The 15192-nt window shown below is 46.5% G+C and carries 10 protein-coding genes; 2 read left to right on the top strand and 8 right to left on the bottom strand.

Annotation, left to right across the window (positions count from 1 at the left end):
- Nucleotides 1-5: 5 nt before the first annotated feature.
- The 4 genes from QUA83_RS03575 to QUA83_RS03560 all read right to left on the bottom strand — a co-directional run bounded on the left by QUA83_RS03575 (nucleotide 6) and on the right by QUA83_RS03560 (nucleotide 8524).
- On the bottom strand, nucleotides 6-599 hold the full coding sequence (locus tag QUA83_RS03575; RefSeq protein ID WP_333291563.1) for a hypothetical protein: 594 nt from the start codon (nucleotides 597-599) through the stop codon (nucleotides 6-8).
- A 725-nt stretch (nucleotides 600-1324) separates the two neighbouring features.
- The gene (locus tag QUA83_RS03570; protein WP_333291561.1) at nucleotides 1325-6013 is read right to left on the bottom strand and encodes a plasmid replication protein, CyRepA1 family; all 4689 of its coding nucleotides are present in this window, start codon (nucleotides 6011-6013) and stop codon (nucleotides 1325-1327) included.
- A 547-nt stretch (nucleotides 6014-6560) separates the two neighbouring features.
- The gene (locus QUA83_RS03565) at nucleotides 6561-7805 is read right to left on the bottom strand and encodes a helix-turn-helix transcriptional regulator (protein WP_333291559.1); all 1245 of its coding nucleotides are present in this window, start codon (nucleotides 7803-7805) and stop codon (nucleotides 6561-6563) included.
- 386 nt (nucleotides 7806-8191) lie between these two features.
- Nucleotides 8192-8524 (bottom strand): DNA primase, encoded by a 333-nt coding sequence (locus QUA83_RS03560; RefSeq protein WP_333150568.1) that lies wholly within the window; start codon nucleotides 8522-8524, stop codon nucleotides 8192-8194.
- 766 nt (nucleotides 8525-9290) lie between these two features.
- Between QUA83_RS03560 and QUA83_RS03555 the strand changes: the two genes are divergently transcribed.
- Together QUA83_RS03555 and QUA83_RS03550 are read left to right on the top strand one after the other, a co-directional pair.
- Entirely contained in the window at nucleotides 9291-9614 is a 324-nt protein-coding gene (locus QUA83_RS03555; RefSeq protein WP_333046225.1) for a transcriptional regulator, read from the top strand.
- A gap of 152 nt (nucleotides 9615-9766) precedes the next feature.
- Nucleotides 9767-10042, top strand: coding sequence for a lipase (locus tag QUA83_RS03550; RefSeq protein ID WP_333291557.1), 276 nt, complete (start codon nucleotides 9767-9769; stop codon nucleotides 10040-10042).
- A gap of 354 nt (nucleotides 10043-10396) precedes the next feature.
- Here QUA83_RS03550 and QUA83_RS03545 read toward each other — a convergent pair whose 3' ends face one another.
- From QUA83_RS03545 to QUA83_RS03530, 4 genes are read right to left on the bottom strand one after another with little or no spacing between them, the layout of a single operon-like run.
- Nucleotides 10397-11170: a hypothetical protein gene (locus QUA83_RS03545; protein WP_333291555.1), complete on the bottom strand. Its 774-nt coding sequence runs from the start codon at nucleotides 11168-11170 to the stop codon at nucleotides 10397-10399.
- A 16-nt stretch (nucleotides 11171-11186) separates the two neighbouring features.
- Nucleotides 11187-13265, bottom strand: coding sequence for a hypothetical protein (locus QUA83_RS03540; protein WP_333291553.1), 2079 nt, complete (start codon nucleotides 13263-13265; stop codon nucleotides 11187-11189).
- A gap of 34 nt (nucleotides 13266-13299) precedes the next feature.
- The gene (locus QUA83_RS03535; RefSeq protein ID WP_325314634.1) at nucleotides 13300-14016 is read right to left on the bottom strand and encodes a hypothetical protein; all 717 of its coding nucleotides are present in this window, start codon (nucleotides 14014-14016) and stop codon (nucleotides 13300-13302) included.
- A 24-nt stretch (nucleotides 14017-14040) separates the two neighbouring features.
- Nucleotides 14041-15171 (bottom strand): hypothetical protein, encoded by a 1131-nt coding sequence (locus QUA83_RS03530; protein ID WP_333291551.1) that lies wholly within the window; start codon nucleotides 15169-15171, stop codon nucleotides 14041-14043.
- Between the last annotated feature and the right edge of the window lie 21 nt (nucleotides 15172-15192).

Genomic DNA, 15192 nt, shown 5'->3' with positions numbered 1-15192 from the left:
CGCTGTTAGGACACTGAACGCGCACTTTCACCTAGTTCGGAAGTAGCAGATGCTAGAGTATTTGCAATCACCGCTTTGGGAGCAAGCTTGAGGATGATAGGCATCACAATTAGGGGAGAATTTTCCAGCCGATTTTTGATTTGAGCCTGCAACCATTCAATAGAGGAATCAGAGCCGTTAACTTTTTGCTTGAACCCCAGTTCGGGCGCAGCAGCTTTGATGGCGCTAGCAATTTTGCGAGCTTGCCTAAGTGAAATTATTGAAGTATTAACGGCAGGAACTGAGGTTGTGCTTGCGCCTGAATGTGCGGCAAAATCAATTGGTTTTGCTGGTTTGTTCGGTGTTTTTTTGCCTGTGGTCTGATGGCGAGTGTGATGGGAGCTGGCTGGTTTCTCAATTTCAATTGTTGCTCCATTTACGGCACTGCCAATACCATCGGATGGTGTTGCGACTGTTGACACATTTACTTCTTGGGTTCGATTGTCTGTGAGTTCTTCTTGGGCTGCTTCAGGTTTGTGCAGGAATACTGAGGCTAAGCAAAAGAGAGTGGTAAAAAGGAAAGGGGGAAATAGTACATCGTTGATAGTTTGGATAGTCATATTAACAGAAAACTCCAAATCAAAATTTTCGCGGTAAGCATTGCTAACCTTTTTTAGATTGCAACAGTTGACAACATGGTGCAGCATGGCTACACGGGCTGAAAAAACGGATAATTAACTTCAGCCTTTTGGATGATTAACTGAGGAGAAATACACCTCCTCTGATAATTAATTCAAAGGCTCCGACCTGCTGTACGAGGATCTAAGCGGTTTCAGGAAAGCGAAAAGTTGTGTTTTCTTTCTTTGCGATCGCCTCGCGCGTGACGGGCGCCAATGCGAACGGGACATTGGCGGATGAGCGTTCAGTCGTCACAATTAGCACTTTCTGCGGAGAGTGGTTTCAGTAGCTCGCTTTGTTTGTAGGCCGGGTGCGGGAATTGTTAGTTCAACTGTCTTCCACTCCGCGACGGTAGGCGCGGAGATAAAAGTTAATCAAAAATTAATCGGACATTACTGTCATTTCACCCATAACTTGGCACGCTAGATGGAACCCTAAAATTGCACTAATAATGCCTGCAATGCTTAGAACTTCGTACCGCTGCTATAGAGGGAGCAAGCGCATAACTTACGTATACAAAAGCAGTAGCTTGCTGAAAGGATAAAGTGGCTACTGCTTTCGTTATGGGTGAAGTGACAATTACCGAATGAGCAACTTAAAAAGTATGTTGAGCAGCAGGCAACTCCTGAATAAATACTGAGCATCAATCGCGATCGCCATAAATAACTCATCCTGTCCCCCCTTCTGCAAGCTCCAAGCGGTGTGTATAAGTGTTGACGAATTGCCCCGAAAACAGGGATTTCACCATTACCTGAGCCCCTGCAACAGCTCTAACGACATATTTCTGAACTTCACCGCAGAACCTCACTACCGAGCCAACTTTCAGCTCAGACGGTGCTATTTGGGGTACTTTTGTCTCATAAGTGGGAATAGCATGAGTTTCGGGCTCTATCGCCTGATATGAAGCTGCAACTCCCATCCCTTCTGTTGTTAATGTCTCCCCAGGTGCAGCTTCCACTCCAAACACTTGAGTAGTGTGATCCCATTCCTCATCCAGAGGCGACACACCCTCTGATATCTTTATATTATTATCCGACCCTGTGCCAGCAGTTCCCACCTCATTAATCTGTTGAGGAAAACCAAGGGGAGGCACACCCCCTGACATCTCTATACTATTATCCGACCCTGTGCCGACAGTTCCCACCTCATTATTTTGTTGAGGAAAATCCTGAGAAAACACACCCTCTGACATCCCTATATTATTATCCGACCCTGTGCCAACAGTTTCCACCTCATTATTTTGTTGAGGGAAATCCTGAGAAAACACACCCTTTGATATCCCCATATTATTATCCGACCCTGTGCCACTAGAAACCCCTTCTAAACACTCTCGTGCACCTTCCGCCGACACGGCCTCTTTATCCCGCTGCTGCCAAACCTCAAAAATCGCCTCCCTGCCATCCTGGGGAAACTCAAACTGGTAAACCCTAATGCGTTTGGGCCGACCTTTAGCATCTCGTTCCTCCGACCTTTCTTGGCGAACCCGCCGCAAAGTAAAGCCCAGCTTACCCCTTAAAATATACTGCACCACTTCCATTGGTGTCATCTGAGGACTGACACTAATACCCAGAAAATCCTTAATATCAACACTGCACTGCTTCACTCGCTCCGCAAAAGCTATCACATCCGCGTCAGTCCCCCGGTACTCCCGGTTAACATTAAACAATGACTTTATCCCCAACGCCTTCAAAGCTTCCACACTTGCCGTCAGCAAACGCAAATCTTGAGGACACACCTTTCCTTGCCCCCTTTCCCGATGCCCCGCCAAGTGATTTTTATCTCGAAATCTGACCAACTCCGGGTCATAAATTAAATAGTAATGTAAGCGAATTTGAGGCAGCCAGCCAGCATCATCCTTCAACTTAAGTTCAGGCGTGATGGGCACTCCATAAGTCTCTTGTAATTGATACTTGCGCTGCTGGTTTAGTTCATCACGAGTCTTAGCCCGTTTGTCCTTCAATTCTAAGTATTTAGAAAGAGTAATGTCAGAAGCATTATTAACAGCCTGCGCTTCTAACAATTTATTCTCTTCTTTGATAGATGTCGCTTCTGCACGGATGCAAGCGGCTACCGTTTTCCGCCTATCTAACTCCGACTTTAATTTTTTGTCTTGGGACTCTAACTCTTCCAATAAATCCCAATTTTGAGCATTGTTTGCTGCAAGCTGTCGTAACAGCAAAATTTTGAGTTCTTGTTGTAATTGATTCTCTCGACATAGCGAAATAGAATGCCCTTCAGCTTTTAAAGCTTCCCAAATAGCCTCCCTGTAGTTCCACATCCCAGCATTAATTCTCGCCCCCATTTTAGCCCAAGTCCGCAAGTGAATTGGGTCGTAAGCTTCATCAATGTCAAAATCCACATTTTGCAACAATTTGAGATTGGTTGTGATGACTTTTTTCTGAGATTTGAGAATTGCTTGGTAACTTGAACTGCCATTGCCAATTTTACCCACACCAAAGGGCGCAGTCCAGACAAACCAAGGCACTGTTTCATCTCGAACTCGCGCTAGGGCTTGCAAAGCATCGTTAACAGCAATTGCTCCTTTAAAAATGCCGAAAACGGCTGTAAAATGATGGCGAAGGTCAATGCTAACTCCTGTGCCAATTGTGGGACTGGCGATGATGATATCATAGTTTTGTATGAGCGTATTTAGTTGGTCAATGCAACCGTAAGCGGGATGATTGGGATCTGATACTGATTCGCTATCAATCCTGAGAATTCGCTGATGAGGAAAGCGTTTTTGCAGTTGGGTTTCAAGGTTGCGACAAGACCAATTTCCTGTAACTTTTTGTGAGTCTTCTACAACCATAATGCGCGGTCGATATCGCTCTACAGGGTGATATTCAGTAGGTGTTTTTAAGTTACATTCAGTAAAGTTTATTGGGCGACATTTTGCGGTTGTTTCACAATCACACTTAGCAGGGTTTTTACAGTCATATTCACTAGGGTTTTCCGAAACATATTTAGCAAAGCATTTAGAGTCACATTCAGTGCATTTTACAATAGGACATTCACCAGAGGTTTTTTGATAATATTCAGCACGGATTTTACAGTCACATTCAGCAGGTTTTACAATAGGACATTCACCAGAGGTTTTCTGATAATATTCAGGATAGCTTTTACAGTCACATTCAGCAGGTTTTACAATAGGACATTCACCAGGGGTTTTCTGATAATATTCGGGATGGCTTTTACAGTCACATTGAGCAGGTTTTACAGGACACTTACCAGAGGTTTCTTGACCATATTTAGCACAGATTTTACTGTCATATTTAGCGCATTTTACAGGATATTGATCTGAGGTTTCTTGACCATATTTAGCACAGATTTTACTGTCATATTTAGCGCATTTTACAGGATATTGATCTGAGGTTTTCTGACCATATTCAGTATGGCTTTTATAGCCATATTTAGTACAGGTTATCGGAGAGCATTTTGCAGGAGTGTTAAAGCCATATTCAGCACAGGTTATAGGACAAAAATTGGCACGGCTTTTTAACCCATATTCACCCTGGATTACAGGAGAACATTTGACATGGCTTTCAGAACTACATTCAGCAGGATATTTACCACCAAATTCGGCACAATTTAAGCTTATAGGACAGCATTCGGCACGGCTTTCAATGTCACAAGAAGTGACTTCTTGAGAGAGAATTTGCTCCATTTGCACATACAGCGAAGCCGGATTAGAAGTGGCAAAAAACGTCACATCTCGCCCTCGTTTTGGCTGCCACTCATTGATAACAACCCAAGGGGAAATAGGGATGCCTGCTATGGCTATTAGGTAGTCGATGCTGTAATCGGATAAGTCGGCATCTTGGGCAACAACTAAGCCGCCACTTGTCAAGACATTGTGGATGAGTTCTTGCAGAGTTTGCAAGATGGTGACTCGGTTTTCGCGGCAAGTTGAACTGTTTAAGGCGTGCCAGATGACTTGTTCGCACTCATCGATGATGACGATCGCGCCTTCCCAATCTTCAGGATTAAAATTAGCTTGAGATAGGGGGTGGAGGCTGTCTATGCACAAGCCGTATCCGAACAGTTTACCCTCGGCTGAGTCTCTGGTTTCGTCGATGTAGTTGATTCCTAAGCTGGCACAGATAGCCCTACCCAGTTGAATCCTATGGGTAATTATCAGCACGCGGCGATCGCCTGTGGAAAGGGATTGTGAGACTAAGTTAGTCAGGGCTTGGGTTTTGCCGGTGCCTTTAGGGGCTTTGATGCAGGCTAACCCGGACTCTGGATAGGGGAGTTTTCCCAGATAGCGAGAATTTAGCTTTAAAGAGGCGGGATAGGTTAAAAGCCATGATTCCCTATCAAGCCAGAATTGGAAGCCTTGCGCTTCATTTTTGAGGGCGCTGAAGGCATCTTCGCCCTTTGATAGCACGAAATCGTCAACGCCTTTTTCTGGCCCTGGCAGGTTGATGACTTTGACGGGGCATTTGGCGGCTGTGAACAGGCGACCGAGTTTGCCAATTTCCCGGTTGACGTTTTGGATGGTTTGGCGTTTGCTGTCGCGGTCGAAGCAGATGTAGATTTCCCGCCCTGGGGTGGCGAAGTGTTGGAGTTCGGGGATGAGGTAGGGGTCGCATTTTTCCCCTTGAGGGGTTTTGGTTCTGACACCGCCGGTGACACCGGGGAGGGCGATGGCGGCGTAGCCCAGTGTTAGTAGGCATCCGGCTTTTTTTGCGCCTTCGACGATGATGACGGGGATGTTGTTGAGCCAAACCCATTCCCAGAATTGAAGCGGGTTTGGGGGAGAGGGAGCGGGGGAGAGGGGGAGAGGGGGAGTATAGGAGAGGGGGAGATTTTCGTCCTCCATCTCCTCTCTGCCCCTAGCCCGTGCTGCCCCTAGCCCGTGTTGCCCCTCTGCCCCTCTGCCTCCCTGCTCCCCCGCTCCCCTGCTCCCCCTCCCCCCCTCTCCCAAATCCTCTAGGTCGATGGGGACGCCGTGGCGTTCTGCGACTTTTGCCCAGATGTGGTCCGGGACTTGCAGGAAGAAGGCTCTGGTGGGGGTTTTGGGGGGGTGTTCGTATTTGACGGGCTTGGTTTTACCGTTTGGGTCGAAGCTGTTGCGGGGCTGATAGGGTTTGAAGCAGCCCCAATACATGGGCTGCCAGTTGTTGAGGGGGTCAAGGCCCGAACACCACCAACCACCGTGTTCGATGTGGCTGTAGTGTTTTCTGGCCCACCGCCATTGTGCGTCGGGGTGGACTCTGCCGGAGGCGGCGGTGATTTCGTACAGGAGGTATTGGTACGGGGTGTCGCCTGAGAGGGTTTGGATGTTAAGGGCGATGAGGTCGGGGTCTACGCCTGAAGCCAGCCATTCGGACAGGGGGGAGATGGGTGATGTCATTGGACACCCCCGGTGTTGGTGGAAGGTAGGGGTGTGAGCCTTTGTGGGTTAGGTGGAGTTGAGCGGGCTTTTCGTAGGGGTAGGGGTGTTTCTCTGGTGTCAGCAAGGCTGCGGGCAATTCCCGTACGCTTGGTTTGACGGCAATGCTTCCAGCACCTCAGATAAATTTCTCTCGTCACGTTTTATATTGGGCAGAATTTGAAATCAATCCTTAGCCTGTCTGACTCGGCTGCTGTGGTTAGTGACACTCCGTTAAACTACTCAAACTACTCAGGAGATTTTTAGGCGCTGAAAGCTATACAGGACAAAGGTTTCAAATTTACAACTTTTCCGAATACCCCCTAAACTTTTCCGAATACCCCCTAAACTTTTCCGAATACCCCCAAAGTGTTTAGGCGCTGAAACCATTGTCAGATAAGAGATTCAAGCAAATTTGCCAATTTTTTAGGTGTTTAGCGGTTTAAACACTCTGCTGCTCAAAAAGCTAAAAAGACCCCCTGAATTGGGAGTCTTTCCGCTGGATGCAAGATGCCTTTTGGTTGGCTAGTTACTCATTTAAGCCAAGGTGACGAATTATCTTGGTTTTCAGGCTGGGCTTGATGGTATGTGGATAGCAGCCGTTCTCAATCTGAGATAGCTGGGATGCTGAGATACCCAGCTCTTTTGCCATTGTTCTCAGGCTTTCTTCCATAGTTTTCCGAGCTTCTCTCACCCATTGACCAAAAGCTATGGGTTCGGTTAGGTTGGCTGCTGGCTGAGCTGACTTCTGCTTGTGGGCGGGTCTTTTGGGCGGTTGCGGTTGCTCTGGTTTTGGTTCGGGTTGTTGTGGGTGTTTGGGTAGCGCTTCTGGCTGGCGTAAAGTCCCGTTAAGTTGTAGCCAGGTTTCAAACCAGTGATTAGGCTTTTTGACTTTGCTGTTTGGATGCGCCCAGTCAGGGACATCGGGCTCGTAGTCAAAGAGGTAGGGGTATTCAAAATTTCCCAGTGTTTTTAGCCCTCGATCGAAGCTGCGCTTTAAATTCGAGGCAGTAACTCCGTTTCTCTTGGCTGTCTCTATGTCGTTCTTATACCCGATTCGCGTCAGCAGTGTTTCTATTTGATACCGACCGCTTTTGTGCTGTTGCAGGGCAAATAGGGCAAAATAAGCCAGTCTGAGAGCCATTTTTTCCTGGTAATTATCTAGTTTTAGCGCCTCGCTGGTAATGTAGCCAAATTCCCGCAAGTATTCGTGACCTGCAAATTTGTCAAACCATTTGCCAGGGCGATAAGTGATTTCAATATCGATCAAGGTGTTTTTTTCTTGATGAAACACCTCGGTAATTTGAAAAATCTCCCAGAGATTGGAGTGTTCAATAGTAAATATTTTATTGCGTATCCGCCAAGCTTTAACGGAAACTTCTAATCGTTTTAGCAGATATCCATGATAGGCTAAGGCTCTTAGTTTTTCTTCTTTAGAAAGGTATCGGGCTGGCTGGCTATTGGCGTCTCGTTCGGCTTTTGGGATGTAGTGTTTCTTTTTGTTATTCTCACCAAAGTCAGCTAGGAGTTTAGATGCTGATACTGTAATTTGCTCTCTCCCGACTTCGGGCTTGCGGAAGGCAATCATTGCCAGTGCATAGTGCAGTTTGAGGGTTTCTTCTCCGAAGTTCTGGGCGATAATTTCCTTGGCTTGATAGGCAATTTCAGCAAAGTCTGTTAGGTCGAAACGATCGCGGATTTGCAATTCCACTCGACCTTTGGAAAAATCTTTTCGACCATTCAAACTGGTTTCGCTTATTTCCCAGAAATCCATACCAGTGACTCCAGCCGTATAGATTGTATCTGTGATTGCACTACTGGGGCATTCTTCGTAGAATTTTCTTTGGCAGAGGCGGGGTTCTGTAGATGACTTATGTGACCGTTGCGATTGCTTTGGCTCCGCGTAGGAGCTGTTGCTAAGGTTATTAGAGTCTATATTAACCTCAAGGTTTTGATGATCGCAGATTTTCTTGCCAGACATGGGGGTGATCTGTCTCCACCTGTTATGGTCGGTCCATCGTGCTTGTCAGGTTGATGGGTTTGCTAATTACAAAGTTTTATCGTCGCATCACGAAGTAAATCGCTCTTCTGTGGGGCCGTTGCGATCACTCACCCAGTAGCGGCGGTGGCAGGGCTGGGGGTAAATGTCAGCGATCGCGATCAACTCTCCTCCGTCTTCGCGGTTTCTGAGTTCTTTTGCTTTTGCCAGTCTTTGATTGCCCTAATGACTACGTAAGCAGCGCCGTTGGCGGCAATTGGCGTACCGGTGATCAGTCCGTAGCCTTTGGGGTAGCAGCGGTATTGAGTGCCATCGGCTTTGTCTACCGTCCAGCCGTTGGTTACGGCTTCTTTCATTTGGGCGGGAGTCAGTGGCTTTTGCTGCCAGCCCGTGCCTTGAGGGACTTTCTTGCCGTCGAGCAAGCAGAGTTGCCAGTCTTGAGGAATCCGCGACAAGCCCTGGTACAGGCGGGTGCTTAGGTCGTTGTAGTGCATTTTGGCTCCTATTCCAAAGGGTAGAGGAAGCCGAATGTTGGAGCAGTAAATGTCTTAAATACTAGAAATTCTAAGACATACCTATTGATTCAGTGCTTCTAATGGTTTAATATGGAAAAACCATCAAGGCAGCTTTAACAAGTCGGCCAGAGATGTACCATCATCAAAAGCTGGTTTCAACAAGTCGGCCAGAGATGTACCATCATCAAGAGTCGGCTCCAACAATTCGGCCGATAGATGTGATGTACCGCCATCAAGAGTCGGTTAAGTCCGGCCGATGGAAGTACAGTCAAGAGTCTGCCCGGTCTGGCAGTTAACTCTTAGTCAGATGACAACTTCAGTAGCTCCGGTGGCTATCGCTGTCAAACAGCCGTCGGTGTTTAATGTCTGGGAAGAGTCCAGTTCAGAAAAAAATCAGAATGGGGATTCTAAGGTTGTTTTTCTGTACAACTGTATCTCTTCCACTGGTAGAATAGCCTCACTTGCGATTCCGACTAGGATTAGGGTGAGGCAAAATTTTTTGAGGGTCTGATAAAAGTATTTATCATTTAACTAGCATATAGCCGAGTAGAACTTTGATCAAGTAAAGAATTGTTACGTTTTGGGTCAAAGTATTAGTGGCTATCATTATCCCGTCTAAGGCTAGCGATTGGAGCTTAGATTAAGTTAGGCGAATCATACTATTGACTGTAAAACGAGTTATTCTGGTATAATACAGGCGATACAATTATGCCTGCGGCAACTCCTTAGCTATTAGAAAACAGGAATGTCAACGAAAGTAGAGGAAAATTTAGCGCTCGATAGTGGAATCCAGAAACGTCTCGGTCAGTTAATAGAGGCGTTGGTGGAGGATGAGCGCGTTGGTAGTTCTAGGGAACTAGGAAGGATTACAGGAGTTTCATTCAACACCCTGGTGAACTGGAGCGAGGGCAAAGCCGATCCCAGATTGCAAAAGTTAGTCCAGTTTGCCTATGCGATCGGTTGGTCTATGACAGAGTTGATGCAATATGCGGAAGGGGATGAAGATCCCTATGAGGCGATCGCTCGTAAAAAAAAAGCACGACAGCAGAAGTATCGGAAAGTATCTTAACAAGAGAAAAATATCCATTTATTCAATATTTCAATGCCACGCTAACTGCCGAACAAATTCAGAAGCGTGACTTATTTTTACAGCGTATTAAAGCTGATTTATTACCGGATATAACATCCCGCAAAAGGCTTTATGTCTTGTTAATAGACAGCATGGCAGTTAAGGGTATTTCAGAATTAGAGATCTTTGAAAAACTTTCCATTTCAGAGAAATTACTGTCGAAGATTCGGAATCTCAACATGGAATTTCAGTTCGGTCGTTCCTACTTAGAACAGTTAGCGCCCTATCTTTTTCAAGTGGAGGATTGGGAAGAGTTAAGACCTGTTTTTAAGGTGCCATACATCTCTTATCAGGGGTGGGTTGATAATCTGATTGAAGACTTACAAGTGGCTGAACCCCTATCTATAGCTATAGCTTCAATGAAATAGTTCCTAAAAAATGACCGATAAATTTGAGATGGGAAAGTAAGAACTGAGGTCAAACTTAGAGTAAAATAACCAAGTTTCTACTCTAGCAAGGCAGAAATAACCTACCAGTTCTTCAAAATCATGCAACAGTAGCAACAGTAGGTTGATTGTAGGAGCTCAACCCAACGATGTAGATTATTGGAAATATTTAGGTCAAGTCCTACAACTCCTGAAGTGACAAAATTAGCAGGTTTTTGATAAGGAAACCCTTTATTGATGAGTTGAGCATACCAGCAAGGATTTCAGGCTGTGAGCTAAAAACTGTCCAAACTATTGCTTGATACGAAGTTGAAATTTTTGGTTGAGTAAACGGATTTAATTTCCTGGAGTTCGAGTTAAAGGGGGGAGCGAAGGAGATGGCGTTTTTGGAATTTCATACAAAGGTTCCCTGGTCAAACCTAACTGCCCTAGTGAAATAACAACAGACATTGATAGATTAGTTCTCTCAGCAGCTTTAGCAATAGCTGTGCCATTTCGAGCTAGAGAGATGAATTCTCGAACTTTGAAGACAACGGGGTCATTGGGAGGCGTGTAGCCTCGAAGGATGGCAAGGTCTAATCCCCGTTCGATGTCGCTGAGTGCCGCCGTTCGATTGTCTGCTAAAGTTACGCTGGGTTCCTGCCCAGGCACTATCGTAGAGATGGCAATACCATTATTAGTAGGTTGCCCATTCTGGTGAACGATATTAAAGGTATAAAGGCGTTCAATTCCTTCTGGAGAGCGAGTTTTAACGAACAGGTTAGTAATGTTTGCTGTTGTAGCGCCAGGGAAGTGTAAGGGTTGAATCGGTTGGACAAATATGGTTTTAGCTTGGTTAGTTTTTAATTCAGCATCAGTGTTAAAGACGGCCCTGGAGGGATCTGCTAACCGGATGTAAATAATGACTTCACCAGTCTGGCTAAAATCAATAACGCTGGAACGGCCAGACCATACTTGAAGGTTGGTAGTTGTATTGATTGCTGCATCTCTTCCGACAATTTTTAGCGCTGATGTTTGAGCTTGCCCAATATTAACTGTACTGAATACAGTGGCAATTATTAAGGCAGGAGAAAGTAAAGCCAAACGAATTTTTCGAGTGAGTTTGTTCATGGTTATTTTACCTCCGTTATCTTTGCACTGTGACAAAGGCATTGACAAATACTGAAACTTGAGTTCCTTCTGGTACGATCGCCACATTGCCTCGCTTCAAAAGTTCTTGTGCGTCGCGATCCGATCTTTCTCGCAGCCGTTGGGCAGTAGGTGTAAAGAATCCCTCTAAAGCGGCTGCTAAAATGTTAGGTTCAGGTGAGGTTGTGGTTTTAACAGCCGTACTTCCAAAAAAGCCGCTCTGCTGGCTGAAAGTTTCTTGGGCTGGTCGATTGATTATTTCTCCTACCCGCCCCAAGCTGCCAAGAATTCCTACTAAAATATCAGCCTTGGCTATTTCAGAACCTCTGTCAAATAAACTGTCGGCAATGAGAGGTTGGTTATCGGTTCCGCGAACGATTAAGTTTCCGGGTGGAATGGGTACTTGTTGGATGCGGCCAGCAGCATCGGGGTAAACAAGCGCTACTACGCTTTGAGAAACCAGCCGATTTCCGCGCGTGACATTTTCTACTTGAGTGATTAAGACGGTGCCAGATGGTAAGGCGATCGCCCCGTCAGTTGCCATTATGTCCTCGGTCAATTGGACGGCAAACCTTCCGGCTGTTGGGCTTTGGCCTGCTTCGTCCCAAATCATCGGCACGATTACCTTGGCTTGAGCAGATGACCCGATGGCTATCTCTCTCATTGCTGTGCTGCCTTCAGTGTTTTCGCCGGCGGTCGTGCGGTTGAGGATTCCAGCTTCTCCAGGGGTCATTCTATTGGCGTTTGCAGCAGAGTCAGTAACTCCAATTGCGATCGCTGGTATCTCTTGCATTGGTGCAGACGATTGTGGGCTTTTTGGCGAACTGACTAGCACTGGCTGCGGGTTTTGAGAAATCGGCGGCACTGATTGCTGTTGAGGCAATGGGACTGGTGCAATTGCTACTGTGCTGGGAATTGTTGCCTGTGCTGCTGTTGGTGCAATTGCTACTGTGCTGGGAAGCGTTGCCTGTGCTGCTGTTGGCGCAATTGCTACTGTGCTAGGGGGCGGTGTCGTTACTGGCATTACTGACCGCACGGCAGGGTAACTTGTCGCTGTTATCCCCGGTGCGATCGGGAAAATTGCGGAACTGGCAGCAATACCTTGACCATTTAGCTCTTTAATTTCTTGACCTCTGCTTTGCCCCAGAGAAGCTAATTGGGCCCAGCGCTCGTAAGGGTCTACTTTTTCTGGTGGTGGCACAGGTCGAAGTGCCAACGGCGCGGGCGGTGGGACAGGGCGCGGTAATGGCGTAAGATAAGGGCGAGGCGGGGGCGGTGCAGGCTGCTGTGCAGGGCGCGGTAATGGCGGCTGTGGAGGAGGAATGGTCTGTACCGTCCTTGGTGGCGGATTAAAGTTTTGAACCGGCCTCGGGGGTTGAGACCTTCTAGCGGCTGGTGCAGGTTTTGGTGCAGGCATCGGTTTGGGAGCAGGGGTCGATCGATTTTTAGGTTCAGGAGGCTGAACTTCCAGCGCCCGCTGCTGATCTTGAAATGCCAGTCGGCTTTTTAGTTCTCCTGACTCGTCTTCAGAAACTTGAACAGGTTTAGGGTTCGTCGTTTTTGCCTGTTGGCGGACGGGTTTAGGAGCAAAGAACACAAACCAAAAGAATCCCAAGATGCCGAGAACTGCGCCAGTACCCATTAATACTGAAAACGTCCGAACTTCGGGCTTCTCAGAAACAGGATGAGTTTCTGCTCCTTCGTTGTCCTGTTTAATTCTGTGTTCAGAGGTCAATAATTCATCGGTTTCTCCGTCATGTCCAGCTAATTCTCTTTCCTCCTCACGGCTCAACGGCTCAACTGAGCGCAAGCCGAACGTCTTTTTACCATTGCTGCCAGCGCCATCAGGAGCGTTAGCTGCCTGAAAACTGTTAGAACTGTGGGAAAAGTTATTGGCTTCATTAGAGGAGTTGTTGCCATTAAAACTGTGGGAAAAGTTATTGGCTTCATTAGAGGAATTGTTGCCATTAAAAGGATGGCTAGTTGTGCTGTTAGGTGGCGTATTGTAGGAAACTTCTTCAATTTCATCGGGTTCGCCATCAAATTCGTGTCCATTTTGAAGTTCTTTTTCACTCATGTTTTTATCTCCTATTATTTCGATTTTTATCCTATTATTTGGGTTTGAATTCGGTAATTTTGTTGATTTCTAAGCCGGCCGAGCGAAGCTCATAAACTTTCTGTTCAAAAGCTGAGGCTTGACTACCTAGCGGCGGGGTTTGGATTTCTACTGCTTTGATTCGGAAAGTGCGATTGAAAGGAATTCTTTGATCGATTCCTGACGTGCGATCGACAAGCAACCGAGTGGCAATCATGTCAATCTCCCATTCGCCGGGACGGACTTCTCTGGGTTCGGATAAAAAAGAAATGATGACAGTTGCTCGCAATTGACCCGTAAAAACTTTATTGGGGACGAGTTCAGCTATGTCAGGGAGAGAAGCTTTGCCAAAATTGGGTTCTAGGAGTAACGAAGCAAAATAAGTGCTGGTAGGAACTCGTTTGGAATTGACTTTAATCCCTGAATCTGTATCGTTAGTTCCTGGTATTTTATTGTCCCAGTTGAAGGTTAACTCTGCCCAATTTTTGACAAAATTTTGGATGACTGAGGGATACCGAAAAAACCGATCTCGTTCTGCTACGTAGTAAGTTTGACCGTTGATTAGCTGGACTTGCGTTGTCTTCATAGCAGCTACCGAGTTGATTCGGTACGCGACGAAGAGGTGCAGAATTAGGGCGAGGATATTTACTCCAGTTAGGATGAGGAAGCACAATGCCAGTAGATTTTTAGCTTCTGGCAACAATGCAGTTTGTGAAAATCTTTGTAGCTTCATAAAATCTTTTGGTAATTAGTGACATTACTTAAATCCTTTGTTCATCGCCAAATTAGCGGCTGCTCCTATGGCGTTGCTCAAAACATCAACGAGTTGTTTAGCATTGCTAGCAATGCCGTTGTATAGGGCAATTCCTCCTCCGCCGGCGATTAATAGGGCTAAGCCGGGTGCGAAAATGCTGATGAAAAAGAGGAAGGCGACATCGCTGGCTAATTCGGCTCCAGAATTGACTAGCACGGTGGCTGCTAGCCCGACAACGATGTTGTATCCAAGTTGGACACCAAATAAGCTCAGAAATCCAGTTGCCCAAGCCCAAATGGGCCTGCCCTGCAAGGGAAGTAGCGACAGCCCCATCGCGATCGGCGAAAAGAATGCTGTTAGTAAAAGGGCTGCTTCAAGGATGTTGACAAACGCCCACTGGATGCTATAAAGAATGAATCGGATGATTGGTATTGCTTTTTCTCGAAACACTGAACCGGGGTCAGTTATAAAAGTCGTGGCATCTTGAGCAGCACCGAGCAAGCTATTATTCCAGAGGGTTTCACCAAAAGCCCGCAGCGCTTGCAGAGGGGCAGAGCCGGCGGCTTGCCTTTCAGCTTCGCTAACGATTTTCTGAGCCGCTTGTTGCTTGGAATTCCAGCAGGTTACCAGTTCTTGTCCGACTTTATTTCGGCATTCACCGTAGAGATTTTCTAGTTGTTGGCGGCCGATGTTACTGATAGTGACGTTGGCGATCGCGTCCCTAAATGTCATTTCTCCTAGTTGCGCTTCTAGGACACTCTGGACTTGTCTGTAGGCAAAACTTCTGGTAAAAATGACGGTATTGGCTAGCAATTTGCCGTTAGCGCCGAGGAACAGCATGATGACGAGCGGCCAGACGAACAGTGCTGCTAGTTCTGACCATGACTGCTTTTCGATAATGTCTTTCCCGCTGCTTAGAGTTAAGAACAGGATGCTGACGGCTGCTAGGGTGATGCCGAGGGATACTAAGCCGACCCACAGCCCAGAAGCGATTGGGTCAATCGTGCTAATCCAAACTTTGTCCCAAGATTCTGAGGTAGTCTTAGCCAGGTTAATTGACTCGCTAACGATGTCCAAGGATGATCCTTCTGCACCACTCGTCGGTGGTGTAATTTGTGCTAGAAATTCTTTCATTTTTCCTCGGAAAAAACTTTA

Source organism: Microcoleus sp. K1-B1, assembly GCF_036704705.1.
GTDB lineage: Bacteria > Cyanobacteriota > Cyanobacteriia > Cyanobacteriales > Microcoleaceae > Microcoleus.
This window is presented reverse-complemented; position numbering and strand designations above follow the sequence as displayed.

Bases quoted from the DNA above. Each gene is read 5' to 3' on its own strand.
- QUA83_RS03540 (WP_333291553.1), bottom strand. From the start codon at position 13,265: ATGAGTGAAAAAGAACTTCAAAATGGACACGAATTTGATGGCGAACCC.
- QUA83_RS03570 (WP_333291561.1), bottom strand. From the start codon at position 6,013: ATGACATCACCCATCTCCCCCCTGTCCGAATGGCTGGCTTCAGGCGTA.
- QUA83_RS03545 (WP_333291555.1), bottom strand. From the start codon at position 11,170: ATGAACAAACTCACTCGAAAAATTCGTTTGGCTTTACTTTCTCCTGCC.
- QUA83_RS03535 (WP_325314634.1), bottom strand. From the start codon at position 14,016: ATGAAGCTACAAAGATTTTCACAAACTGCATTGTTGCCAGAAGCTAAA.
- QUA83_RS03550 (WP_333291557.1), top strand. From the start codon at position 9,767: ATGGCAGTTAAGGGTATTTCAGAATTAGAGATCTTTGAAAAACTTTCC.
- QUA83_RS03575 (WP_333291563.1), bottom strand. From the start codon at position 599: ATGACTATCCAAACTATCAACGATGTACTATTTCCCCCTTTCCTTTTT.
- QUA83_RS03530 (WP_333291551.1), bottom strand. From the start codon at position 15,171: ATGAAAGAATTTCTAGCACAAATTACACCACCGACGAGTGGTGCAGAA.
- QUA83_RS03555 (WP_333046225.1), top strand. From the start codon at position 9,291: ATGTCAACGAAAGTAGAGGAAAATTTAGCGCTCGATAGTGGAATCCAG.
- QUA83_RS03565 (WP_333291559.1), bottom strand. From the start codon at position 7,805: ATGGATTTCTGGGAAATAAGCGAAACCAGTTTGAATGGTCGAAAAGAT.
- QUA83_RS03560 (WP_333150568.1), bottom strand. From the start codon at position 8,524: ATGCACTACAACGACCTAAGCACCCGCCTGTACCAGGGCTTGTCGCGG.